General features: G+C 32.1%; 25 protein-coding genes and 2 rRNA genes. 15 read left to right on the top strand and 12 right to left on the bottom strand.

Going from position 1 to position 25,084, the window contains the following annotated elements; all coding sequences use genetic code 11:
- The first annotated feature begins 3 nt into the window (after window positions 1-3).
- The 3 genes from M9Q43_RS07970 to M9Q43_RS07960 are packed head-to-tail and all read left to right on the top strand — an operon-like array spanning window position 4 to window position 1,813.
- Window positions 4-474, top strand: a complete 471-nt coding sequence (locus M9Q43_RS07970) for a DMP19 family protein (RefSeq protein ID WP_262318409.1) — start codon at window positions 4-6, stop codon at window positions 472-474.
- A 49-nt stretch (window positions 475-523) separates the two neighbouring features.
- Window positions 524-1,372 (top strand): SRPBCC domain-containing protein, encoded by an 849-nt coding sequence (locus tag M9Q43_RS14190; protein WP_316044627.1) that lies wholly within the window; start codon window positions 524-526, stop codon window positions 1,370-1,372.
- 3 nt (window positions 1,373-1,375) lie between these two features.
- The gene (locus M9Q43_RS07960; RefSeq protein ID WP_262318408.1) at window positions 1,376-1,813 is read left to right on the top strand and encodes a VOC family protein; all 438 of its coding nucleotides are present in this window, start codon (window positions 1,376-1,378) and stop codon (window positions 1,811-1,813) included.
- Here the strand turns inward: M9Q43_RS07960 and M9Q43_RS07955 are convergent.
- A complete protein-coding gene (locus M9Q43_RS07955) occupies window positions 1,810-2,211 on the bottom strand; it encodes a TerB family tellurite resistance protein (RefSeq protein WP_262318407.1) in 402 nt (133 codons plus the stop codon). The two genes, M9Q43_RS07960 and M9Q43_RS07955, sit on opposite strands and share 4 nt — an antisense overlap.
- A gap of 43 nt (window positions 2,212-2,254) precedes the next feature.
- Here M9Q43_RS07955 and M9Q43_RS07950 point away from each other — a divergent pair, with 43 nt between their 5' ends.
- Window positions 2,255-3,043: an alpha/beta hydrolase gene (locus tag M9Q43_RS07950; protein WP_262318406.1), complete on the top strand. Its 789-nt coding sequence runs from the start codon at window positions 2,255-2,257 to the stop codon at window positions 3,041-3,043.
- Window positions 3,044-3,130: 87 nt separating this feature from the next.
- Window positions 3,131-3,595 (top strand): DUF1456 family protein, encoded by a 465-nt coding sequence (locus M9Q43_RS07945; RefSeq protein WP_262318405.1) that lies wholly within the window; start codon window positions 3,131-3,133, stop codon window positions 3,593-3,595.
- A gap of 32 nt (window positions 3,596-3,627) precedes the next feature.
- Here the strand turns inward: M9Q43_RS07945 and rho are convergent, their stop codons facing one another.
- Complete coding sequence (gene rho, locus M9Q43_RS07940) at window positions 3,628-5,415, bottom strand: transcription termination factor Rho (RefSeq protein WP_262318404.1); 1,788 nt, start codon at window positions 5,413-5,415, stop codon at window positions 3,628-3,630.
- Between the two features lie 187 nt (window positions 5,416-5,602).
- On the opposite strand from rho, the gene M9Q43_RS07935 reads away from it, so the two are divergent.
- The gene (locus M9Q43_RS07935; RefSeq protein WP_262318403.1) at window positions 5,603-6,013 is read left to right on the top strand and encodes a DUF4293 domain-containing protein; all 411 of its coding nucleotides are present in this window, start codon (window positions 5,603-5,605) and stop codon (window positions 6,011-6,013) included.
- Between the two features lie 114 nt (window positions 6,014-6,127).
- Here M9Q43_RS07935 and M9Q43_RS07930 read toward each other — a convergent pair whose 3' ends face one another.
- Window positions 6,128-6,622 (bottom strand): metallophosphoesterase family protein, encoded by a 495-nt coding sequence (locus M9Q43_RS07930; RefSeq protein ID WP_262318402.1) that lies wholly within the window; start codon window positions 6,620-6,622, stop codon window positions 6,128-6,130.
- A gap of 96 nt (window positions 6,623-6,718) precedes the next feature.
- On the opposite strand from M9Q43_RS07930, the gene truA reads away from it, so the two are divergent.
- The 8 genes from truA (at window position 6,719) to M9Q43_RS07890 (ending at window position 15,199) form a co-directional block, all read left to right on the top strand.
- Complete coding sequence (gene truA, locus M9Q43_RS07925; RefSeq protein WP_262318401.1) at window positions 6,719-7,477, top strand: tRNA pseudouridine(38-40) synthase TruA; 759 nt, start codon at window positions 6,719-6,721, stop codon at window positions 7,475-7,477.
- Complete coding sequence (locus M9Q43_RS07920) at window positions 7,470-9,290, top strand: ABC transporter ATP-binding protein (protein WP_262318400.1); 1,821 nt, start codon at window positions 7,470-7,472, stop codon at window positions 9,288-9,290. The genes truA and M9Q43_RS07920 overlap by 8 nt, the downstream gene beginning before the upstream one ends.
- A gap of 239 nt (window positions 9,291-9,529) precedes the next feature.
- Window positions 9,530-10,918 (top strand): dihydrolipoyl dehydrogenase, encoded by a 1,389-nt coding sequence (gene lpdA, locus M9Q43_RS07915; RefSeq protein WP_262318399.1) that lies wholly within the window; start codon window positions 9,530-9,532, stop codon window positions 10,916-10,918.
- Between the two features lie 212 nt (window positions 10,919-11,130).
- A complete protein-coding gene (locus M9Q43_RS07910; protein WP_262318398.1) occupies window positions 11,131-11,760 on the top strand; it encodes a hypothetical protein in 630 nt (209 codons plus the stop codon).
- A 285-nt stretch (window positions 11,761-12,045) separates the two neighbouring features.
- The gene (locus tag M9Q43_RS07905) at window positions 12,046-12,609 is read left to right on the top strand and encodes a helix-turn-helix domain-containing protein (RefSeq protein ID WP_262318397.1); all 564 of its coding nucleotides are present in this window, start codon (window positions 12,046-12,048) and stop codon (window positions 12,607-12,609) included.
- Window positions 12,610-12,694: 85 nt separating this feature from the next.
- Window positions 12,695-13,471 carry an MlaE family ABC transporter permease gene (locus tag M9Q43_RS07900; RefSeq protein ID WP_262318396.1) on the top strand — a complete coding sequence of 259 codons (777 nt, stop codon included), beginning with the start codon at window positions 12,695-12,697 and terminating at the stop codon, window positions 13,469-13,471.
- A gap of 3 nt (window positions 13,472-13,474) precedes the next feature.
- The gene (locus M9Q43_RS07895; protein ID WP_262318395.1) at window positions 13,475-14,218 is read left to right on the top strand and encodes an ABC transporter ATP-binding protein; all 744 of its coding nucleotides are present in this window, start codon (window positions 13,475-13,477) and stop codon (window positions 14,216-14,218) included.
- Between the two features lie 6 nt (window positions 14,219-14,224).
- Complete coding sequence (locus M9Q43_RS07890) at window positions 14,225-15,199, top strand: MlaD family protein (protein ID WP_262318394.1); 975 nt, start codon at window positions 14,225-14,227, stop codon at window positions 15,197-15,199.
- Window positions 15,200-15,291: 92 nt separating this feature from the next.
- Here the strand turns inward: M9Q43_RS07890 and M9Q43_RS07885 are convergent, their stop codons facing one another.
- The 7 genes from M9Q43_RS07885 to M9Q43_RS07855 form a co-directional block, all read right to left on the bottom strand.
- Window positions 15,292-15,789 (bottom strand): hypothetical protein, encoded by a 498-nt coding sequence (locus tag M9Q43_RS07885; RefSeq protein WP_262318393.1) that lies wholly within the window; start codon window positions 15,787-15,789, stop codon window positions 15,292-15,294.
- Window positions 15,790-15,894: 105 nt separating this feature from the next.
- Window positions 15,895-16,578, bottom strand: coding sequence for a (d)CMP kinase (gene cmk / locus M9Q43_RS07880; RefSeq protein WP_262318392.1), 684 nt, complete (start codon window positions 16,576-16,578; stop codon window positions 15,895-15,897).
- Between the two features lie 149 nt (window positions 16,579-16,727).
- A complete protein-coding gene (gene porQ, locus M9Q43_RS07875; RefSeq protein WP_262318391.1) occupies window positions 16,728-17,747 on the bottom strand; it encodes a type IX secretion system protein PorQ in 1,020 nt (339 codons plus the stop codon).
- A 122-nt stretch (window positions 17,748-17,869) separates the two neighbouring features.
- Window positions 17,870-20,332: an endopeptidase La gene (lon, locus tag M9Q43_RS07870; protein ID WP_262318390.1), complete on the bottom strand. Its 2,463-nt coding sequence runs from the start codon at window positions 20,330-20,332 to the stop codon at window positions 17,870-17,872.
- A gap of 195 nt (window positions 20,333-20,527) precedes the next feature.
- On the bottom strand, window positions 20,528-21,070 hold the full coding sequence (locus tag M9Q43_RS07865; protein ID WP_262318389.1) for a DUF6252 family protein: 543 nt from the start codon (window positions 21,068-21,070) through the stop codon (window positions 20,528-20,530).
- 39 nt (window positions 21,071-21,109) lie between these two features.
- Window positions 21,110-22,399, bottom strand: a complete 1,290-nt coding sequence (locus tag M9Q43_RS07860) for an MFS transporter (protein ID WP_262318388.1) — start codon at window positions 22,397-22,399, stop codon at window positions 21,110-21,112.
- Between the two features lie 55 nt (window positions 22,400-22,454).
- Entirely contained in the window at window positions 22,455-23,273 is an 819-nt protein-coding gene (locus tag M9Q43_RS07855) for a M48 family metallopeptidase (protein WP_262318387.1), read from the bottom strand.
- Window positions 23,274-23,423: 150 nt separating this feature from the next.
- On the opposite strand from M9Q43_RS07855, the gene M9Q43_RS07850 reads away from it, so the two are divergent.
- Window positions 23,424-24,287 (top strand): alpha/beta hydrolase, encoded by an 864-nt coding sequence (locus M9Q43_RS07850; protein WP_262318386.1) that lies wholly within the window; start codon window positions 23,424-23,426, stop codon window positions 24,285-24,287.
- 458 nt (window positions 24,288-24,745) lie between these two features.
- Here M9Q43_RS07850 and rrf read toward each other — a convergent pair.
- Window positions 24,746-24,855, bottom strand: a 5S ribosomal RNA gene (gene rrf, locus M9Q43_RS07845).
- Window positions 24,856-24,997: 142 nt separating this feature from the next.
- Window positions 24,998-25,084: ribosomal RNA gene (locus tag M9Q43_RS07840) — 23S ribosomal RNA — on the bottom strand; the annotation flags it as partial.

Below are 25,084 nucleotides of genomic sequence, written 5' to 3'. Positions count from 1 at the left end.
ATTATGAGTAAAATTAACAACATATTAAAGTTAGAAGACGAAGTTGCAATCATAGAAGCAATCGGAGAGATTATTTGGCAGAAAAAAGAAGAGACTGAAGAATTTTCTGATTTAACTGATGCAGAAAAAGTATTTGTTTTTATAGATATTTTCGAAGGTGCTATGGGTGAAGGTGGACTTCAATTCTTTTTTAACTCAGAAGCTGGAAATTTTGTAGAAGAAATAATTACTTCATATCAAGAAATCAAAGCACCGAAAACAGCTGAATTAATTGCCAACGCTGTAAAAACTTTTCCAAAAGCCTACACCGTAGATTTAGAAGATCGTCAGGCTTTAATTGCAAAAGCAGATGAAGAAACACTTTCGGGTTGGGAAGACTTAGACGAAATTTTCTTTACTAACGAAACCGAAGAAGATGTTGTAAGCTTAATTGTAGAATACATCAAATCAAATGAATCGCAATTTGGAAATTAATCAATTCATAAAAAAAGCGTAACTTTAGTCTTCATTTAATTTGCTCAAAATGAAAAAATTAGAATTTAAAATATCAATCAATGCTCCTAAAGAAAAAGTTTGGTATTCACTTTGGGATGATGAAAACTACGAAAGTTGGACAAAAGCTTTTTGTGATGGTTCGTATGCTATTTCAAGTTGGGAAGAAGGAAGTAAAATTCACTTTTTATCACCTTCTGGAGATGGAATGTATTCAAAAATTAGTGAGAACAAGCCGTTTGAATCAATGGTTTTTGCACACATTGGAAACATTAATAATTTAAAAGAATTGCCTCTTGATGACGAAACCAAACAATGGACAGGTTGCGAAGAACGCTATACTTTAACTGAAGAAAATATAATAACTACTTTACTTGTTTCTGTAGATTCATTAGAACAATATATTGATTTTTTTGAAGATTCTTTCCCTAAAGCATTAGAAAATATTAAGGCTATAGCAGAAAACCCAATTGTCAAATCAATTGCAGTTCGCACCACAATTGATGCTTCGGTTGAAAAGGTTTGGGACTTTTTTACCAAACCAGAACATATTACCAAATGGAATTTTGCTTCCGATGATTGGCATTGTCCAAAAGCTGAAAACAATTTGCAAGTAGGCGGAACATTCAAATATGCAATGGCTTCAAAAGAAGAACCCATTGCTTTTGACTTTGAAGGAACTTATGAAGCAATTGAATTCCATAAAAAAATAATTTACAAAATAGCAGATGGTAGAAAAGTGATTGTAAAATTTGTTTTTTTTGATGCTAAAGTAATTCTTACCGAAATTTTTGAACCAGAAAATGTTCACTCGCATGAGCTACAACGAAATGGATGGCAAGCAATATTAGACAATTTTAAAAAACACATAAATCAATAAATCATGGCAACAGTAAACGTTTATCTTACCTTTAATGGTAACACAGAAGAAGCATTTAATTTTTACAAATCAGTTTTTGGTGGAGATTTTACATATTTAGGTAGGTTCAAAGATATGCCAGCAGATGAAAACTGTCCGCCTCCAAGTGAAGACGAAGGAAATAGAATAATGCATGTAAGTTTACCTATTAGTAAAGAAACTATTTTAATGGGAAGCGACAGCACATCATTTAGTGGCGATGTTACATTTGGGAATAATTTTTCGGTTTCAATTAATACCAATAGTAAAGAAGAAGCTGATAAATTATTCAACGGCCTTTCGGCTAATGGAACCATTATTATGCCAATGGAAAAAACATTTTGGGGTGCTTATTTCGGAATGTTTACAGATAAATTTGGCATCAATTGGATGGTGAATTTTGACGAAGTTCCGGCAAGTTAATTGTGTTGTTCACTAAAAACCGATAACAAGACTTCGCCTGGTACCATTCTATTAGGTGAAGTTTTCATTAAATGCAAAACACGTTTCATAGCATACGGATTTAATCCCATGTTAATACCAATTTCGTTGATTTTGATTTGTTCTCTTTCGTGAAGTATTCCATCACAATGCATTAATAAAGCTAAACGATAAAACTGACAAATTCTATTGAATTCATCTTTGATAACAATAGTTTCACCTCTGTTCTCGAACAATTTCAAGAAAGTTTCTTTTTCTATTTCAAGTTCTTTAGATACAATTTCTAAAAAATCATATTCTCTATCATGCAATTCGCCATCTACCAATGCAAATGCAATCATTTCTTGCAATAAAGCTATCTTTTCTTGGTAACTATCCATCAAAATACTAATTTTATAATGTGTTGATTTATCAAATATAAAAATGAAAAAGCATTTATTCTTATTTCCCTTCTTTTTTTTATTAACATTTACAGTTTGTAATGCGCAAAAAAACGTTTCAACCTTTACAATTGAAGCTCCACAATTGCAAACTTCTAAAAAAATATGGTTGTATTTGCCTGAAAATTATGCGACAAGCACAAAAAAATTTCCTGTCATATATATGCATGATGGACAAAATTTATTTGATGCAAAAACTGCTTATGCTGGCGAATGGCAAATTGATGAAACTTTGGATAGCTTGAAAGCAGAAGTGATAGTTGTAGGAATTGAGCATGGTAATGAGAAGCGAATTGATGAATTGACTCCGTTTAAAAACGAACAATATGGAGGAGGAAATGCCAATAACTATTTGGATTTTATTGTATCCAACTTAAAACCCTATATCGATGCAACTTACAGAACCAAAACGGGTACATACAACACGGCTATTGGCGGTAGTTCACTTGGCGGATTGGTTTCGTATTATGCGGCTTTGAAATATCCAAAAGTGTTTGGAAAAGCAATTGTGTTTTCGCCTGCTTTTTGGATTAATCCTGAAATGTATACCTTAAGCGAAAATACTAAAAAACTGAAATCAAAACTTTATTTTATGTGTGGTGACAATGAAAGTGAAACTATGGTTGCTGACATGGAACGAATGATAGATTTAGTCAATACCAAGCGTTGTTCTTGTTTGCACTTAACACGAACCAAGGTGGTACCTGATGGAAAACATAATGAGAAATTATGGTCAAAAGAATTTGCAAAAGCGTACCTTTGGCTTTTTTAAACTTTAGAAGTTTTGAGTTTGAATTTTGTCCCGAAACTTCGGGATTGCTCTTGAACTTGAGTTATATGAATATTAAAATTGATACAGATGAATAATAATGATATTTTTAAGAAGTTGCGTGTAGCTTTACAATTGCGTGATGACCAAATTATTGAAGTTTTAAATTTAGTTAACTTTAGGGTTTCTAAAGGAGAGTTAGCAAATGTTTTTAGAAGCGAAGACCATCCAAATTTTATGGAATGCGGTGATCAATTATTACGCAATTTTTTAAATGGTTTGGTTATTTATTTGCGTGGCACCAAAGAAGATCCCAAACAACCCATGGAAGTTTTAAATTCGATTAAAGCCTCAAAAGTGCCTTTAAAAGAAGTATATAAAGATGAATCAGATCCAAAGAAAAAGGAAGCTAAGGAAGGTGATAAAAAAACTTTTAAGCCTAAATCAACCGGTGCGAAGAAACCTTTTGGTAAAGGAAAACCCACCGAAAAAAAAGTAAAACCTGAAAATCCGGTTGAACGTTTTAAGTTTAATTCTGGGAAAAATAAAAAATAAAAAAAACTCCGATGAAAATCGGAGTTCTTATTTTATTGATTCATCGAAATTAGAAATTCTTCATTGTTTCGCGTTTTCTTAAATCTATCGTGAATAAAGTCCATCGCTTCTACTGGATTCATATCGGCTAAATATTTACGCATAATCCACATTCTGTGAATTGTATTTTCGTCTAATAATAGATCATCACGACGTGTACTTGAAGAGACCAAGTCAATGGCAGGGAAAATACGTTTGTTTGAAATTCTTCTATCCAATTGTAATTCCATGTTACCCGTTCCTTTAAATTCTTCAAAGATAACTTCGTCCATTTTAGAACCAGTTTCTGTTAATGCTGTAGCGATAATACTCAACGAACCACCATTTTCAACATTACGAGCCGCTCCAAAGAAACGTTTTGGTTTTTGTAACGCATTCGCATCAACACCACCACTTAATATTTTTCCAGATGCTGGTTGTACAGTATTATAGGCTCTTGCTAAACGGGTAATAGAATCTAATAAAATTACCACATCATGACCACATTCTACCAAACGTTTTGCTTTTTCTAAAACAATATTTGCAATTTTCACGTGCTCTTGTGGCTCTCTATCAAAAGTTGAAGCAATTACTTCACCACGCACACTGCGTTGCATATCTGTTACCTCTTCAGGACGTTCGTCAATTAATAAAACAATCAAGTAAACCTCTGGATGATTCGCTGCAATTGCATTTGCAACATCTTTTAACAACATCGTTTTACCCGTTTTTGGTTGAGCAACAATCATTCCACGTTGTCCTTTTCCAATTGGTGAAAACAAATCGATAATACGGGTTGAAATCGTGCTATTTCTATCTGCTAAATTGAATTTTTCTGTAGGAAAAACGGGCGTTAAATGCTCAAACGAAATTCTATCACGAACCACTTGCGGATCATGACCGTTGATTTTTAATACTTTTACCAAAGGAAAATATTTTTCACCTTCTTTTGGAGGACGTACTACTCCTTTTACAGTATCACCTGTTTTTAATCCGAACAAACGAATTTGTGAAGTTGATAAATAAATATCATCTGGCGAAGCTAAATAGTTATAATCTGACGAACGCAAAAATCCATAACCATCAGGCATCATTTCTAAAACACCTTCACTTTCAATAATTCCATCGAACTCATAATCGGGTTCTCTAAAATTTTGTTTTTTATTTTGATGTGGATTTTTGTTGGTATTTCCGTTGTTCCCATTTGTTCCTTCTGTTGGATTACTTTTTTTGTAATCAGGATGATTTGGGTTATTTTGATTTGCTTTATAATTAGGATTTTTAGGCAAATTTTTCTCATTTTGAGCCATTTCAGCTGCTTCTGAGGTTTCAGTTACAGTAGGAACCATTTTTGGAGCTTCCTCTTTTGTAACTTTATGTGGTAAAGGTTTTTTTTCTTTAAAATCTTTACGGGGTAATTTGTTGTTTGGTTTGGGAGCAAATTCTTTTGGTGCTTCCGCTTTAACTTCTCCAATAACTTCTTCAATAACTTCCTCTTTAACTGGAATCACTTCTACTGGTAACTCTTTCAAAGGTTGCGAAAACAAGTCTTTTTTAATTTTTGGTGCTTGATTTACTTCTTTTTTGGGAAGAATTCTAGCCCTTTTTTCTTTTGGTAATTCAGCCTTTTTTTCTGTTGGAATTTCCGATTTTATAACTTCGGGCTTGGCTGCTTGTAAATCTAAGATTTGATACACTAAATCGTCTTTTTTTAGCGAACGGTATTTATTAATCTTAGCTACTTTTGCAATTTCTTGCAAATCAGAGAGTTTCATCTCTTTTAATACTTCAATATCAAACATGGATATATTTTGAATAAAATTGTTGGTTGATTAAAAACAAAAAATGATAAGATTTTTTTTGTAGTGTAAGGTGTCGCAGAATGAAGTACTTACGACTAATACTATGCAATAGTACGAATAAATTTGGAAATAACAATAGTTTAAATTAAAAAGAAATACTATTTTTGCTTTATCAAAAAAGAAAATAATGTTACAACGCATTCAATCACTTTATATGTTAGCCAGTGCAATTGTTACTGGTGCACTACCTTTTGTTTTTGAATTATGGACAGATAAAAATAAAGTTGACGTTTTTTTTACTTCTTCTATTATTTATATTAGTCTTTTTGTTTTGTCAACTGTATTATCAATTTATAGTATTTTAAATTTTAAAAAGAGACAACATCAATTTGTGTTAAACAGATTGAACATGATATTTAACTTTATTTTACTAGGATTTTTTGTGTATCGCTCGCTAAACTTATCCGGAGAAACCATGGTTTCAGAGAAGGGTATTGGGATGTTTCTTCCTGCAATTTCTATCGTTTTATTAGTCTTGGCAAACAAGGCAATTAAAAAGGACGAAGATCTCGTAAAATCTGTTGATCGATTACGATAAACCTATCATCTTAGTTTATTAGTGCGAAGAAAAAATCCGAAGCGAAAGTTTCGGATTTTTTTGTTTTGAATATTGAATAACGAACTTAGAACAACGAATTTTGAAGTTTGAGAACTACTTCTTACCCAACTCAATCACCTCCAAACTCTGGATTTTGTCTCCATCGATTTCAAAACGCAACATGGTTCTTACTTGATGAAATCCGTATTTTCCACAAGCGCCTGGATTCATGTGTAGCAGATTCAACTTCTTATCAAATTGTACTTTTAAAATGTGCGAATGTCCACAAATGAACAACTTTGGTGGATTTTTAGTGATTTCGGCACGAATAGTTGGATTGTATTTATTGGGATAACCGCCAATATGCGTAATCCAAACCTCCACTCCTTCACAAAAAAACCGATTGTTTAGTGGGAATTCCATTCGCGCTTTATCATCGTCGATATTGCCATAAACACCTCGAAGTGGTTTTAACTTTTTTATCGCATCTGTAACTGCTAAATCACCAATATCTCCTGCGTGCCAAACCTCATCCGCTTGGTTGACATATTTCAAAATAACATCATCTATGTGGCTATGAGTATCTGATAAAAGTAAAATTTTCTTCATAAAGCAAAATTAAGTTTTTATTATCAGAATTTGGAAGGAACTTTACTTTTGAATTTTGTAAATTTGCATGCTATTGAGAAAACTGAACACTATATTTTGAGATATTTCATAGAATTTGCCTACAACGGAAAAAACTTCCACGGATTTCAGAGCCAACCTGACGCTTCGTCGGTACAGGAAACTTTGGAAAAAGCACTTTCTACCCTATTTAGATCAACTATAGCCATTGTAGGTGCTGGAAGAACTGATGCGGGTGTGCATGCCAAACAAATGTATGCGCATTTTGAAACCGAATTGGAGTTAGATTCTGAGTATTGGTCACACAAATTGAATTCGTTTTTACCTCCATCGATTGTGATTTACAGAATTATTCCGGTTCACGAAGAAGCTCACGCACGTTTTGATGCCACTTCAAGAACCTACGAATATTACATGCACACGTTTAAAGATGCGTTTATTACCGATGGAAGTTGGTATCATTCACATCAATTGGATTTGGAAAAAATGAATGAATCTTGTAAAATTTTGTTCGAATACATCGATTTTGAATGCTTCTCAAAAGTACATACCGATGTGAATACATTTAATTGTAAAATTTCAGAAGCACATTGGAAAAAAGTGGGAAATCAACTTATCTTTACCATCACTGCCGATAGATTCTTACGCAATATGGTGAGAGCGATTGTGGGAACTATGGTGAATATTGGTTTAGGCAAAATTGAAGTGGCTGATTTACGTACAATCATTGAAAGTAAAAACAGAGGAAAAGCCGGATTTTCAGTTCCAGCACAAGGTTTGTATTTAATAAATGTTGCCTATCCGTACATAAAAGAAAGAGAAAAAATTAATGAGTAAAATAAAAACATCTTCGTTTACTAAATTGTTAGCATACGCAAAACCTTACAAAGGAAAATTGTACTTTGTAGTTTTTTGGGCGATATTCTTAGCAATTATGACGGCTTTAAGACCGTTTTTATTGAACTTTACTATTGATAATTACTTAGTAGATGCCAAAAAAGAAACCAACATAATTCAACAATATTTTGAAGAATTTATGCAGTACTTCTTTGCTGGAAATGACAATCCTACGAATTTGAAAATATTGGTAATCATCATGTTTATCGCTCTTGTACTCGAAGGGATTGCTCAGTTTTATTTTACTTATTTAGCCAATTGGTTAGGACAAGATATTATTAAAGATTTACGCGATAAATTATACCATCACATTACTTCTTTTAAAATGAAGTATTTTGATAATGAACCTGTTGGAAAATTAGTTACTCGTTCGGTTTCAGATATTGAATCCATTGCAAGTATATTCAGTCAAGGATTATTTATGATTGTGAGTGATGTGCTAAAAATGATTATTGTAATTCTTTTTATGCTTATTGTAAATTGGAAAATTACGGGAATTGTACTTGTAATTATGCCTGTTATCCTTATTGCTACAAACATTTTCAATAGAAAAATGAAAGTTGCTTTTAGCGAAGTTCGTAATGAAGTTGCCAATCTAAATACTTTTATCCAAGAACGATTAACCGGTATGAAAATCGTACAACTTTTCAATCGTGAAAAAATCGAATTAGAAAAGTTTAAAGAAATCAATCAAAAGCACAATAAAGCTTGGTTAAAAAACATTCTGTACAACTCCATCTTCTTCCCTATTGCCGATATTATCTCTAATATTAGTATTGGTTTAGTGGTGTACTTTGGTGCCATTTGGATTATTAACGGCGATACCGATACAACTATTGGGCAATTAGTAGCTTTCAATATGTACATTACCATGTTATACAACCCTTTACGTCAAATTGCAGATAAGTTCAACGTAATGCAAATGGGAATTGTAGCAGCCGATAGAGTGTTTGAAATTTTAGATACCGAAGATAATGTGCAAGATAACGGTACCATTGAAGCATCGCATTTTAAAGGAACTATCGAATTAAAAGACGTTCGTTTTAGTTACATCAAAAATGAAGAAGTTTTAAAAGGAATCAATCTTAAAGTACAACCTGGAGAAACCATTGCTATTGTTGGAAGTACTGGTGCAGGAAAATCGACCATCATTAATTTATTGAATCGTTTTTACGAAATCAATTCGGGTGAAATTACTATTGATAATTGTAACATTAACGAATACACTTTAGAAAGCCTTCGCAAGCAAATTGCAATTGTTTTACAAGATGTTTTCTTGTTTTCGGATAGTATTTACAACAATATTACACTACATAACGAAACCATCTCGAGAGAAGATGTTATTACTGCTGCGAAAAAAATTGGCGTGCACGATTTCATCATGACTTTACCCGAAGGCTACGATTACAATGTAAAAGAACGTGGTGTGATGTTATCTTCTGGACAGCGCCAATTGATTGCTTTTTTGAGAGCGTATGTGAGTAATCCGAGCATTTTGATTTTGGATGAAGCCACCTCATCAATCGACACGCATTCCGAAGAATTAATTCAAAAAGCTACGGAAACCATTACTAAGGATAGAACTTCCATTGTTATTGCACATCGCTTGGCAACCATTGTTAATGCAAGTAAAATTATTGTAATGGACAAAGGTCAAATTGTAGAACAAGGTACACATCAAGAATTATTGATGAAAGCAAATGGATATTACAAGAAGTTGTATGACTCTCAATTTTCGGTTGAAGTTGAGTAGTTATCTTAGTCACGGTCTTCAGTCGCAGTCACAGTTTATCATGCTGTCAAACATAACTTGAACTTACATTATTTTCTTGGGAACACAGATTTAAAAAATTTTAGTAATTTTTAAAATTTCTTAAATCTGTGTTCCTGAAATTATAATTTATTTGAATTTTGGAATTTGAATTTTGGAGTTTATTTAATTTTATTTCCTTAAATTCGCAACTTATAAATAAAACTGAAATACTTTTAAAAATGAAATACGATATCATTGTTTTAGGAAGTGGTCCTGGTGGTTATGTAACTGCTATTAGAGCATCACAATTAGGCTTCAAAGTAGCCGTTATCGAAAAAGAAAATTTGGGTGGAATTTGTTTGAATTGGGGTTGTATTCCAACGAAAGCATTATTAAAATCAGCTCAAGTTTTTGATTACCTAAAACATGCTTCAGATTACGGATTAACCGTTAAAGAATTTGACAAAGACTTCAATGCAGTTGTAAAACGTTCTCGTGATGTAGCAGAAGGAATGAGCAAAGGGGTTCAATTCTTAATGAAGAAAAATAAAATTGACGTTATTGATGGTTTTGGAAAAGTAAAACCAGGTAAAAAAGTGGATGTTACTTCTGCTGACGGAAAAGTTACTGAATATTCAGCTGACAATATCATCATTGCAACAGGAGCACGTTCTCGCGAATTACCAAACTTACCACAAGATGGTAAAAAAGTAATTGGTTACCGCCAAGCGATGACTTTACCAGAGCAACCAAAGAAAATGATTGTTGTGGGTTCTGGTGCGATTGGAGTTGAGTTTGCTCATTTCTATAACGCAATGGGAACTGAAGTTACGATTGTTGAATTCATGCCAAACGTAGTTCCAGTGGAAGACGAAGACATCTCAAAACAATTTGAGCGTTCGTTGAAAAAAGCAGGAATCAACGTAATGACGAATTCTTCTGTGGAAAGAATTGATACTTCTGGAAACGGAGTAAAAGCATTCGTGAAAACAGCAAAAGGAGAAGAAGTTTTAGAAGCAGATATCTTATTATCAGCTGTTGGAATTAAAACCAACATCGAAAACATCGGATTAGAAGAAACCGGTATTGCTACCGATAGAGATAAAATCTTAGTTAACGCATATTACCAAACAAACGTTCCAGGTTACTACGCAATTGGTGATGTAACGCCAGGACAAGCTTTAGCTCACGTAGCTTCGGCTGAAGGTATTTTATGTGTGGAGAAAATCGCAGGTTTACACTTTGAGCCTTTAGATTACGGAAACATTCCAGGTTGTACGTATGCTACTCCAGAAATTGCTTCTGTGGGTATGACTGAAAAACAAGCGAAAGAAAAAGGATACGAATTGAAAATTGGTAAATTCCCATTCTCAGCTTCAGGAAAAGCAAAAGCAGCGGGAACTCCAGACGGATTTGTAAAAGTAATTTTCGATGCAAAATACGGGGAATGGTTAGGTTGCCACATGATTGGTGCTGGCGTTACCGATATGATTGCAGAAGCAGTTGTAGCGCGTAAATTAGAAACTACAGGACACGAAATCTTAAAAGCAGTTCACCCTCACCCAACCATGAGTGAAGCGGTTATGGAAGCGGTTGCTGATGCTTACGGTGAAGTAATTCACTTGTAGTCTTTAGAATAAAGAAAAAAGATTAAATCCGATTTGTGAAAGCAGATCGGATTTTTTGTTGATAACTTGGAATGGGTTTGTAGGAAAAATTGATTATATTTGAAAAATGTAATTATATAATATTAATCAATATAGATATTTTATATACGCAAATAAAATAGTACAACATACCTATATCATTAGAAATTTTACTCAAAATCTTAATTTAAAAAATGAAAAATAAATTATTTAAAATTATCATTCTATCAATTATTTTATTTTCAACTATTGTTTTAGTTCAAAGTTGTGCAGTATCAGCAGTTTCAAGTGAACCAATGAAATTTAACAAAGAAACTGCTAAAAATGGATTAATTATTGGCTCAATAACATTTCCAAAAGAAAAAGCAAGATTTAATGGTTACTTTATCAGCGTTAAAGGAAAAGATTCTGATGAAAAAATTGCTAAAAAAAATTCAACCGAAATTCAAATAAGTCCAGAGCAGATTTGGAAAATGAAACATAAAGGACAATTAAATAATGGATTAACCTATTTATTTGCAATCGAAAGACCTGAAGGAAAATATGAAATTTCAAGTATAAGACTATTTACAAACAGCGGAATTGCTGCATTACAAAGAACTAATAATTTAAGTAGTTTTTCTATCCCTTTTGATGTTAATAAAGGAGAAATTACTTATGTAGGCAACATTATTTTTAATGAATATGCTGGCGAAAATGATATATTATTTTCATATGAAAATAATTATGAAAGAGACATTAATGCCATTAAAATAATACAACCAACTGTCGATTGGAGTAAAGCCATTAATGATTTAGATAGAAAAATTGAGTATAGCAAATAAAATGTTTTTGCGACAGCGCAGATTTCCAACCCGATAGCGCGGATTTCTAATCCATGCCCACAAAGTAAAATATTGACCAAATCCAACTCCTCCATAAGTTGGATTTTCTTTTTTTAATAAGCTGTAAAATATATAAATCAAACCTAAAATTATGTAACTATTTAACTTTCAATAAAATTAGCTTTGCACCGCTTATAAAGGTACCTTTACAAGACTGAGCTTAGTAAAGCGTATCATGTAATTAAGCATCATATTCGCTTAGCAACTAATTCAGGAATTTCATTTATGAAAATACACATTAAGTACATGGTTTCGTTGCGCTGTAAAATGGCAGTAAAAGAAGAACTTGATAAATTAAAATTAAAACATACTTCCATAGAACTTGGCGAAGTAAATCTCAAAAAAGATATAACTGGTGATGATAGAGAATACTTGCGAAAAGGGCTTTTAAAAAAAGGGCTTGAATTAATTGATGATAAAAAATCGCAACTTATTGAAAAAACCAAAACAATTATTATTGAACTAATTCATTATTCGGAAGAAAATCCTAAAATCAATTATTCAGATTACATCAGTGAGAAATTGGATTACAATTACAACCATCTTTCGTCATTGTTTTCAGAAGTTACTGGAACCACAATTGTTAACTACATCATAATCAACAAAATTGAACGCGTAAAAGAACTACTTTTATATGATGAATTAACTCTTACCGAAATCAGTTTATTGATGGAATATAGTAGTGTAGCCCATTTGTCGCATCAATTCAAAAAAATAACAGGATTGACACCAACATATTTCAAAAAAATGAAACAATACAAAAAACGAATCATGCTGGAGGAATTATAATTTTTATCCAAATTTTTATCCAAAATACATTTAAAAAACGTAAATTTATGTGATTGTTTCATTTAGAAACCAATACCAAAAAAGTATGATTAGTAAGTTTATTGCATCTTTAAAATCATTCTTAATTGAAGTAGGCGAAATATCATATTTTGCAGGACGTTTTTTTAAAGAATTTCTATTTCCACCTTATGAATTTAAAGAATTTCTGCGTCAGTGTTATTACATTGGTAATCGCTCGCTATTTTTAGTTGGTGTAACAGGTTTTATAATTGGATTGGTTTTTACCTTACAATCGCGCCCAACCTTGCAAGAATTTGGAGCTGTTTCTTGGATGGCTTCTATGGTAAGTGTATCAATAATTAGGGAAATTGGTCCCATTATCACCGCTTTAATTTGCGCCGGAAGAATTGGTTCAGGTATTGGAGCCGAATTAGGTTCTATGAAAGTAACCGAACAAATTGATGCTATGGAAGTTTCAGGCACTAATCCGTTTAAATATTTAGTCATTACCCGCATTTTAGCTACTACATTAATGCTCCCTCTTTTAGTGATTTTTGGCGATGTGTTGGCCATTTATGGATCCTATTTAGTAGAAAATGTTAAAGACAATGTTTCTTTTCAGCTTTATTTCAATCAAGTTTTTAATATTTTAGAATTTAGCGATATTGTTCCAGCAACTATCAAAACCTTTTTCTTTGGTTTTGCCATTGGTTTAATTGGTTGCTACAAAGGCTATTATTGTAAAAAAGGCACAGCTGGTGTTGGAAAAGCAGCAAATGCAGCAGTAGTTTATACGTCTATGCTCCTATTTGTAATTGATTTTATTGCCGTTTTTGTAACCAATATTTTTTATAAAATGTAAGCTATGGAAACCAAAAAAGAACCCATCATTATAATTAACGATTTACATAAAACCTTTGGAACAAATACTGTTTTAAATGGATTTAACATGATTTTAAACGAAGGTGAAAACTTGGTAGTCATGGGAAAATCCGGTTCTGGAAAATCGGTGATGATTAAATGTGTAATCGGATTAGAAACTCCAGATAGTGGTTCTATTTTTGTAATGAATAAAGAAATCAATCGACTTGAACGTGAAGTCATCGACGAACTTCGCACTGAAATTGGTTTTCTTTTTCAAGGAAGCGCTTTGTATGATTCCATGTCGGTTCGAGAAAACTTAGAATTTCCACTACGAAGACATACAAAGAAATTTGGTAAAATAGAAGACACAACTCCTTTAGTAATGGAAGCATTGGAAAGTGTGGGTTTAGCCAATGCAATCAACTTAATGCCAAACGAACTTTCGGGCGGTATGAAGCGCAGAATTGCCTTAGCAAGAACGCTAATTTTAAAACCAAAAATAATTTTATACGACGAACCCACAACGGGTTTAGACCCAATAACTTCAAAAGAAATTATCCTTTTGATGAAATCAATTCAAGAAAAATACAACACTTCGTCAATCATAATCACACACGATGTAGATTGTGCCAAAGCCATTGCAAATAGAATGATTTTGTTAATTGATGGAATTAATTATATAGAAGGTACTTTTGACGAATTAAACGCTTCAAACGATCCAAAAGTGCAAGCTTTTTTTAAATAAAATACTATGGAAAAAACAGATGCTCAAAAAATACGCTTAGGTTTATTTATAATTATTGGCTCAATCTTTTTTTTAACAGCAATTTATTTTGTAGGAAATAAACAAAATATGTTTGGTAATACTTCCATCTTAAAAGCCGTTTTTGAAAACGTTAGTGGCTTGCAAGTAGGAAATAATGTGCGTTATGCTGGAATTGATATTGGAACTGTTAAAAGTATCGAAATGATAAACGATACCACAATTAATGTTGTGATGTCAATAGATGATAAAATGTTAACCCATATCAAAAAAGACGCTATTGCTACAATTGGTTCTGATGGTTTGGTGGGCAATATGATTGTAAATATTATTCCTGGAAAAGGAAATGCCCAACCTGTTATCGCTGGAGACGTGATTCAATCTTACAGCAGAGCTAGTACAGACGAAATGCTAAAAACATTAGATGTTACAAACAAAAATGCAGCACTTTTAACAGCCGATTTATTAAAAATTACCAATGAAATCAATCAAGGAAAAGGAACAGTTGGTGTTTTATTAAAAGATAGTCTAATGTCTAAAGATTTAAAAGAAACCATTTATAATTTAAAAGAAACCACCCACGGAACAGCCGAATCAGTAGCTAATTTAAATAAAATGATTCTTTCATTAAATCAAGAAGACAATGTTATTGGCCTTTTAAAAAACAAAGACGTTGCTGTAAAAATGAAAAACATCATCACAAATTTAGAAAAATCAAGTGCCGAAATTGATAAAGTAGTTACTAATTTAAACGCTACCGTTGTAAATATAAAAGACGGAAAAGGTGCGTTGAATTATTTATCAAATGATGAAAATTTAGTCAAAAAAATAGATTCTACCATGACCAATTTAAACGATGCCAGCACCAAACTTAACGAAAATTTGGAAGCGTTAAAACACAATTTCTTGTTTAGAGGCTATTTTAGAAAACAAGCGAAGGAGAAAGCGAAGGAGGAAAAATAGGTCGAAATTAGGTTATAAATTTTAAAAGAATTGAAATGATTAAGTTTGTGCTCAAAGATTTTTGATTGCAAATAAATGTTAATGGCTGTAAATTAGTACCAAGGATAGAGGTTGGCGATTTGATACTTTTTTATTCGTTCATTTTTCAATAAATAGTTTTCTGAATTTATTAGTGTTGTTAAACAATTGTAATAAATTTTTTCTCCATTTTTTAGATGTAATCTGACATATGTATAATCGCTCCAAGGATTTCTCCCTTGCCATGCCACAGTATGATTTTCAACTTCAATAACGTCTGAATATAGAATATTTTTAATTCCGTTATCTGTTGTTATTTCTAAATAATTTTGTTTGAAAGTTATTGTTCTGTTTCTGTTTAGTAGCATATATCGGTAATGCAAAATAAATCCAGGAAATGTAAGTACAGATGCGAATAAGAACACAAAACTGGAATCAGAAATAGATTTACTAATTATAAATTCTTCTCCTTCACTAAAATTCAAAAACAACATATATAAGAAATAAATAATTGAGAGTGAAAATAACACAATTGACATTGTAATATACCCTAAGTTTCTTTTATTCTTCATGTATTTTTGCTTGTAGTCTCAACTATCAAATACAACACTTTTAATGTGATTTAGTTCATGTATTCGCTCTACTAGAGTCATCTCCATCGAAATGACAAAATCTATTTATAATTTTTCTTTCACCAATTGCAACACAATCTCAAACTGTTCTTTTTTACTTAGTGAAGAATTATCAATTTCAATAGCATCATCTGCTTTTACAAGTGGAGAATCTTCTCTATGCGTGTCAATGTAATCGCGCTCTTCAACGTTTTGAAGTACGTCCTCGAAAGTAATATGTTGTCCTTTTTCAACTAATTCGTCAAAACGACGCTGTGCTCTGGTTTTTGAACTTGCTGTCATGAATAATTTCAATTCAGCATCAGGAAAAACAACGGTTCCAATGTCTCTTCCGTCCATTACAATGCCTTTGTCTTTGCCCATAGCTTGTTGTTGTTCCACTAATTTAGCACGAACTTCAGAAATTTCGGCTACTTTACTCACCATGCGAGAAACTTCAATGGTTCTGATTTGCGCTTCAATGTTTTTATTGTTTAAGTACATTTCAGCAAATCCTAAAGTGGGATTAAATTGAAAACGTAAATTGATATTTGACAATTGAGCAATCAAACCTGCTTTATCTAAATGGGTTTCAGAAACCAAGTTGTGTTGCATAGCAAAATAAGCCACCGCACGATACATCGCGCCAGTATCTACATAAACGTAACCCAATTCTTTAGCCAATTGCTTAGCCAATGTACTTTTTCCTGTTGACGAAAATCCGTCTATTGCTATGGTAATTTTTTTCATATGTTTTGCCACGAAGACGCTAAGGCGCTAAGTTTTATATTTTTAATCTACTACTTTTTAAACATATAGTCATATAAGTTTTTTTTAGTAATACTTTGAGAATAATGAAGTTCATTTAAGCTAATTACTTTTCGCTAATCACTCAATTTCTACTCCAAATCAATCGTCAAACCAAACAAACTGGTATTGGCTGCAACAGTATATCTGGAATAAGAATAATCAAATTTAACCTTTCCAAATCGCAATCCAAAACCTGCAGAAATTCCCGAAAAATGGCGCTGTTCTAAAATACGAAGTTCTTCACTTCTTCTAAAATTATAGCCTAATCGAATATTAAATCCTTTATCAGGAAACAACTCGGCTCCAACAATTACATGTCGTAAAGCATTATTAAAAAATGAAACTTTTTCTTCCTTAGAACCTCCATCTAAACTCCCTTCTGCCCTATTTGGATTTGAAAAAGCAATATTCCATTGCTGTAAATTTTCAAAAGTCAAATGCCAACGAATAGGAACATTTTCCATTAATTGAGAAATTCCTGCATCTATAGAGAGTGGTAATTTTTCACGCGTATCTTCATAAGGTGTAATTTGAACACCAATATTTCTAACTGTAAAACCGTAGTTAATATCATTTGGTTCATCAATGTACAAAAAACCTAAATCAACCGCTGCTCCCCAAGAATTATAACTTTCTAACGTAGACGAAATCAATTTAGCATTGGCACCAATATACATATCAGTCCAAGGAATATTGTAAGCATATCCAAGTGATAAAGCAGCTTCACTACCTGTAAAATCAGAAGTTAAATTTCCTAATTCGTCTCTACCTTCAAAAGTACCATAATTGATGTAACTAATTCCAGCGTGAAAAGTTTGCAAATGACGGTCATAAGTGTAAGCATAAGCAGCTGTTCCATAAGAAACTTCACCATAATAACTTCCATAGTTTGCCGATAAACGATTGTGCATTTCTTCATTTATTGTAGCTGGATTGTAAAATGCTTGATTGACATCAAAATCAACCACAGTAACGGTTTTTCCACCTAAAGCTGCTTGTCGTGGTGATTGTGCTAAATTTAAAAACTGATATACATATTTACCTCCTATTTGACTAAAAGAAGTAGTCGATAGCAGTAATAGAAAAAATAATATCGTTTTTTTGAGCATTTTATGGTGTTAACTTAATGATAACGCAACTGCGAAGATAAAATTATATTGATTAGGAAACAAAAAAGAAATTCCAATAAATATATTGGAATCTCTTAAATTATAAAGTCAAAAATGAAGTGTTACTTTTTTACTACCAACGATTTTGCGTTTTTAACCTTTTGATTGGTAATGGCAATATCTAAAACTTCGCTCATTTTATCAACGTAATGGAACGTTAAACCTTCAATATAATCAGGTTTGATTTCTTCAATATCACGTTTGTTTTCTTTACATAGAATAATTTCTTTGATATTCGCTCTTTTGGCTGCTAAGATTTTTTCTTTAATTCCTCCAACAGGCAATACTTTTCCACGAAGTGTAATTTCACCTGTCATGGCTATATTTTTCTTGATTCTTTTTTGAGTGAATGAAGAAACCATTGAGGTTAACATCGCAATTCCGGCACTTGGTCCGTCTTTTGGCGTGGCACCTTCTGGAACGTGAATATGAATGTTGTAATTATTTAAAACTTCTGGATCAATTCCTAAAAATTCTGCGTTAGCGCGAATGTATTCTAAAGCAATAGTAACCGATTCTTTCATGACAATTCCTAAATTCCCAGTCATCGTCATCGCACCTTTTCCTTTCGAAATTAAGGATTCAATAAACAAAATATCACCACCAACTGATGTCCAAGCCAAACCTGTCACAACTCCTGCAACATCATTATTTTCGTATTTATCGCGCTCCATTCGAGGTGACTTTAATACTTCTAAAATATCAGCATCTGAAACTTTTACGTTATAAGTTTCGTCCATTGCAATTGATTTTGCAGCATGACGCACTACTTGAGCAATTTTTTTCTCTAAACCACGCACACCTGATTCACGCGTGTAACCTACTACGATTTTTTCCAATTGTTTTTTTCCAATTTGCAAATCTTTAGTTGTTAATCCGTGTTCTTTTAATTGTTTTGGAAGCAAATGTGTTTTTGCAATTTCGATTTTTTCTTCAATGGTGTAACCTGTCATTTCGATAATTTCCATACGGTCACGAAGTGCTGGTTGAATTGGAGATAAACTATTAGATGTTGCAATGAACATTACTTTTGATAAATCGTAACCCAATTCCAAGAAATTATCATGGAACTCTTTATTTTGTTCTGGATCTAAAACTTCTAACAAAGCCGAAGATGGATCGCCATTATGACTCGAAGATAATTTATCAATCTCATCTAAAACAAACACTGGATTTGATGTTTTTGCTTTTTTAATGTTTTGAAGAATTCGTCCTGGCATCGCACCAATATAGGTTTTTCTATGACCACGAATTTCCGCTTCATCACGCAAACCGCCTAATGACATTCTGATGTATTCTCTTCCTAATGCTTCGGCAACCGACTTACCAATTGAGGTTTTTCCCACACCTGGAGGTCCGTACAAACAAAGAATTGGTGATTTCATATCGTTTCGCAATTTTAAAACTGCTAAATGCTCGATGATACGTTTTTTAACTTCTTCTAACCCGTAATGATCTCTATCTAGAATTTTTTGAGCACGTTTTAAATCGAAATTATCTTTGGTAAATTCGTTCCAAGGTAATTCTAAAAACAACTCAATATAATTGCGTTGAATTCCAAAATCAGGCGAATTTGGATTCGTACGTTGCAATTTTGACAATTCTTTTTCGAAATGTTTTGCTGTTTTCTCGTCCCATTTTTTCTTTAAACCTTTAGCACGCATTTCTTCAATTTCGGCTTCATACGAAACACCACCCAATTCTTCTTGAATGGTTTTCATTTGTTGCTGTAAGAAATATTCACGCTGCTGTTGGTCTAAATCAAAACGAACTTTAGACTGAATATCGTTGCGAACTTCTAATTTTTTAAGCTCTAAGTTCATGAAACGTAAAGTTTCAAGCGCTCTGTCTTTTAAATTTGGAATCGAAAGTAATTTTTGCTTTTCTTCAACTGAAAGATTCATGTTAGATGAAACAAAATTGATTAAAAACGGATTACTTTCAATGTTTTTAATAGCAAAAGTAGCCTCTGTTGGAATATTTGGACTTTCCTTGATAATTTGGATTGCCAATTCCTTAATTGATTCTATAATTGCTTTAAATTCTACATTTTTATTATTTGGACGCTCTTCTGCAACCTCTTTGATTTTAGCTCTCAAGTAAGGTTCTTCTTGCGTAAAAGTTTCCACTTCAAAACGTTTTTTACCTTGAAGAATTACAGTTGTATTTCCATCCGGCATTTTTAAAACGCGCATAATGCGAGCTACTGTTCCAATATGATGAACATCACTTGGTGAAGGATCTTCTTCGTTTTCATCAATTTGCGCTACTACACCAATGATTTTTCCTTTGGCATTGGCATCATTAATTAATTTAATCGATTTATCTCGTCCAGCGGTAATTGGAATTACAACTCCTGGAAATAAAACAGTATTTCGTAAAGGTAAAATGGCAATATCCTCAGGCAAAGCCTCATTATTCATTTCTTCTTCATCCTCAGGCGTCATTAATGGAATCAATTCTGAATCTGGATCCATTTCCTGAAGTGACAAATTGTCAAGCGCTAGTATTTTTTGATTCGGCATAATAATATTTATGGTCTTTTTGTCAGTAATTATCTTTTGAAATAGTACTCAAAATTAAGCATAAAAGCTTTATTCTATTGATAATCAAATCATAAAATAAATTTAAATAGCAATTTCAAAAGTAATAGTTCAAGATGTATGCCATAAAAAATCCCGAAGTGTTAGTTCGGGATTTTGATATAAACTTTAAAAAAATTAATCCACCTGATTATCAAACTCAATATTAGTAAAAATTCCATTAGTTATAGACTTTGTAGTTGAGTTAGAAATATTATACGCCTCAAAACTAAAAGTACCTGAAACTTTATTATTAGTTGTATCAAAACTTGTTATAGTAACTGTTCCAATTGAAGAATCAGTTATTGGATTATATGAAGAAAAAGCCCCATCAGTGGCTCCTAATGAAGCATCAAAATATTGCAACAAATTCAAACTCGCACTTTCCATACTTGCTGGAAAAGTCCCTATAGCTGGATTTATAATTTGAAACGAAATAGTTTTACCACTACTACTTAATCCACCAATTATTAATTGATTTCCTATTGCCGTTTCTGTATAATCTCCAATAGTCTCATCAGCTACAAAATTACTTCCATCAATTTTTGCTGTAAAAACACTTGAAGAACCTCCACCAGCAGATAAATCAATTGCTGGATCAATCGGTTCATTATCACAAGAAGTTGTGGAAAAAGCTAAAGTTAAAACAAGAAGCGTTAAAATTGATTTTATAGTTTTCATACGATTGTTTAATTAATTTTTCAAATATAATAAGTAAATTTAATTTTTTGGCACTCTGAGTAATAAAAGTAATCCTACAATAAAAAATAATATTAAAAATAAGATAGCATTTTGAATTTTTCCAGTAATATCTGCAATATAACCATAAGTCAACATTCCAATAACAATTCCAATTTTCTCAGCTACATCATAAAAACTAAAAAATGATGTAGTATCGTTTGTATCTGAAGGAATTAACTTAGAATATGTTGACCGTGACAAGGACTGAATTCCTCCCATTACCAATCCAACAAAAAAGGCCGCCATGTAAAAATCATTGGGAGTAACTACAAAATAAGCATAAGTGCAAATTAAAATCCACAAGAAATTCAAAAGCATTAATACTTTAATATTTCCAAATTTCTCAACCAATTTCGAAGTAATCCAAGCACCAAAAACAGCAACCAATTGAATAACTAAAATACTGATAATTAATCCTGTTGTTCGCTTGCTATCACTTCCCCATTGCACTTCCTTTTCTCCAAAATATGCAGCAATAATCATAATGGTTTGCACAGCCATACTATACACAAAAAATGCCGCTAGATATCTTTTTAAAGGAAGTATATTTTTAATTTGATGCCAAACTTTTAGCAATTCTCTAAATCCATTAAAAATTACATTTTTGTGCATTTTATTGTTGTTTTTATTATCCGGAAGATAGTAATAGGTGTACTGACTAAAACCAATCCACCAAATCCCAACCAATAAAAAAGAATATTTCATCATTTGAATTGCTTGTGTTTCTTCAACCATCATTACCATTGCTAGGCAAATTAGTAACAAGATAACACTACCAACATATCCTAAACTAAAACCTTTTGCGCTGATTTTATCTTGTTGTTCTTTGTGGGCGATATCAGGTAAATAGGAATTATAAAACACTAAACTTCCCCAAAAACCAATTAGTGCTAATAAATAAGTTATTAAACTGAAAATAATATCTTCTAACGAAAAAAAGTACAAACTCATACAAGAAATTGAACCAACATAGCAGAACAATTTCAGAAAAAATTTCTTGTTTCCTAAATAATCGGCAATTCCTGAAAGTAAGGGCGAAATAAAGGCAATAATTAAAAATCCCAAAGCGGTAACATAACTAATTAAAGCTTCACTTCGTATCAGAACTCCAAACAATTCAACTTCCTCTATTCCTTTGGCTCTAAATAATGAGCCATAATAAATAGGAAATATAGTTGAAGAAATAACTAATGTATAAACGGAATTTGCCCAATCGTAAAACGCCCAAGCATTAAGTAATTTTGAACTTCCTTTTTCTAAATTTGCCATAAATTAAAAAATCCCGACTAATTAAGTTGGGATTCAAATATAGTATTTTATTTACTTATTTAAAAGTAACTCCAAATTTAGCAGCTTCAGCTTTTGCTTGAGGAATTAAACTTTTAATATTAGCAATACGTGTTGCATTACTTGGGTGCGTACTCATAAATTCAGGTGGCGCTTGTCCGCCAGATTGAGCAGCCATTCTTTCCCAAAAAGTCACAGCATTATCTGGATTATAACCTGCAATTGCCATTAAAGTAAGTCCAATCATATCTGCTTCACTTTCATGTGCTCTACTAAATGGTAACATTCCTCCAAATTGAGTAGTTGCACCATAAGCAGTCATTGCTAATTGTTGTGTTTCTTGAGATTTATTTCCTGTTGCTAGTCCAACACCAACGGCGCCAACTTGTTGTAATACTCCAGCGCTCATTCGTTGCTGTCCATGGTTTGCTAATGCGTGAGCTACTTCATGCCCCATAACTGCCGCCATACCAGCGTCATCTTTACAAATAGGCATAATACCCGTATAAAAAACTATTTTTCCACCTGGCATACACCAAGCATTTACTTCTTTACTCTCTACTAATTTATATTCCCAAGCGTATCCTTCTAAATAATTGGAATGTCCGTTAGCATTTAACCAGCGTTCTGCTGCTGTCTTAATTTTCATACCAACATTCTCAACACGTTTTGCATCTGTAGTACCAGTAACAACTTTATTTTCTGATAAAAACTGACTATACTGTTGGAAAGCCGAAGGAAGGATTTCACTATTTGACACTAAAGCCAAAGTACTTTTACCTGTGAAAGGATTTTTCGCACAAGACATTACCAAAATAATTGATAATACTGCTAAAATTTTGATTTTTAATTTCATGAGAATAGAATTTTTACAAATTTACGTTTTTTTAGAATTTTGCAATTACATTCTCTTCAATTTTTGTACCATTTTTTTAACTATATTTTATTATCTGATTTTAATTTAGATTTTCAGATATGTTGTAACTTGCATTAAATTTATTTGAAAATGTCTAAAAAGAAAGAAAAATCGGTTCAAAGTATTGAAATTCCGAAAATCATCTTATTTATTGCAAAATTTTTATCTGTTTTTTCATCAAAATTAACTACACTTTTTGCAGCAAAATTATTTACTACACCTATAAAACATAAAATTCCTAAAAGAGAGCATGCGATGGAACACGAAAGTGCTCAAAAAACAATTACAATTTCAGAAATTAATAAAGAAATTGTTGTGTATGAATATGGAAAAAGTGACAAAAAAATTCTTTTAGTACATGGTTGGTCTGGTCGAGGAACACAATTAGTTAAAATTGCTGATGAACTATTAAAGAATGGGTTTATGACTATTAGTTTTGATGCACCAGCGCATGGAAAATCTAAAGGAAATTCGTCGATTATGATTGAATTTATTGCTTCAATTTTAGAAATTGAAAAGCAATATGGACCATTTGAATTTGCTATAGGGCATTCACTTGGTGGCATGTCGGTTTTAAATGCAATTAAACAAAATCTTAAAATTAAAAAAGCAGTAATAATTGGAAGTGGTGATATTATCCAAGATATCATTGATGACTTCATTAATAAACTACGACTAAATCCTGAATATGGAATCAAATTGAGAAATCATTTTGAAGCAAAATTTGGTGGAAAAATGGATGATTATTCTGCATACAAAGCAGCAGAAAAAACTGAAATTCCTGTTTTGATTATTCATGATAAAGATGACCATGATGTTTCAGTAAAAGCGGCTTACAATATTCAAAAACACTTAAAAAATTCTGAAATTATGATTACTGAGAGCTTAGGTCATCGTAAAATTTTAGGTAATGATGATGTAATTAAAAAAATAATTGAATTTCTTAAACAGTAAGACAAAGAAATTAATTTGTTCTACTCCTGTTCAAATAAGATTTTAATTTGTTTTTACTCGAAGTCTATCCATTATAATCTTTCACTATAAGTTTAAGTTTAAATAAGAATCTTACAGCTAAAAGACTTACACTATTATCTCTCACACAAAATAAAATTCCAAATAAAAACTACTTTTATAAATCCTATACACAAATTCTACAGTCTACCATTAGAAAAAACCATCATCAGTTGTAAATTATATTTTATTACCTCTATAATTCACAACTATAAAGTAGTCATTATCACTAGATAAAGGTTTTTTATTGTGACTGAACTGAACGAAATTTTTCTACATTATCATCATTATGCAACCTGTACAATCGAATTTTACTTCTCCGTTCGCTATCTTTAATTAATTTTTTCTAAAAATTATACATAACAAAAAACCCCTCATCGCTAGATGAAGGGTTTTCAAAAGAAAGGCGGCGACATACTCTCCCACATAACTGCAGTACCATCTGCGCAATCGGGCTTAACTTCTCTGTTCGGAATGGGAAGAGGTGAGCCCCGACGCAATAACCACCTTAAGAGGTTATAATTGCTTTGGGCAATTTTTTCCAAAGTTAATTATCAATTATAAATTGTTAATTATCAATTGGACAATATCTTAACATACTGAGATAAATAAATTTAAAGAAAGTTTCTTCCTCCGCCGTAGCGGAGGAATTTATACATAAGCTAACGGGTTATTAGTACTACTCGACTATGACATTACTGCCTTTACATCTATAGCCTATCGACCTAGTCATCTTCTAG

It is taken from the genome of Flavobacterium odoriferum (assembly GCF_025499515.1).
GTDB lineage: Bacteria > Bacteroidota > Bacteroidia > Flavobacteriales > Flavobacteriaceae > Flavobacterium > Flavobacterium odoriferum.
This window is presented reverse-complemented; position numbering and strand designations above follow the sequence as displayed.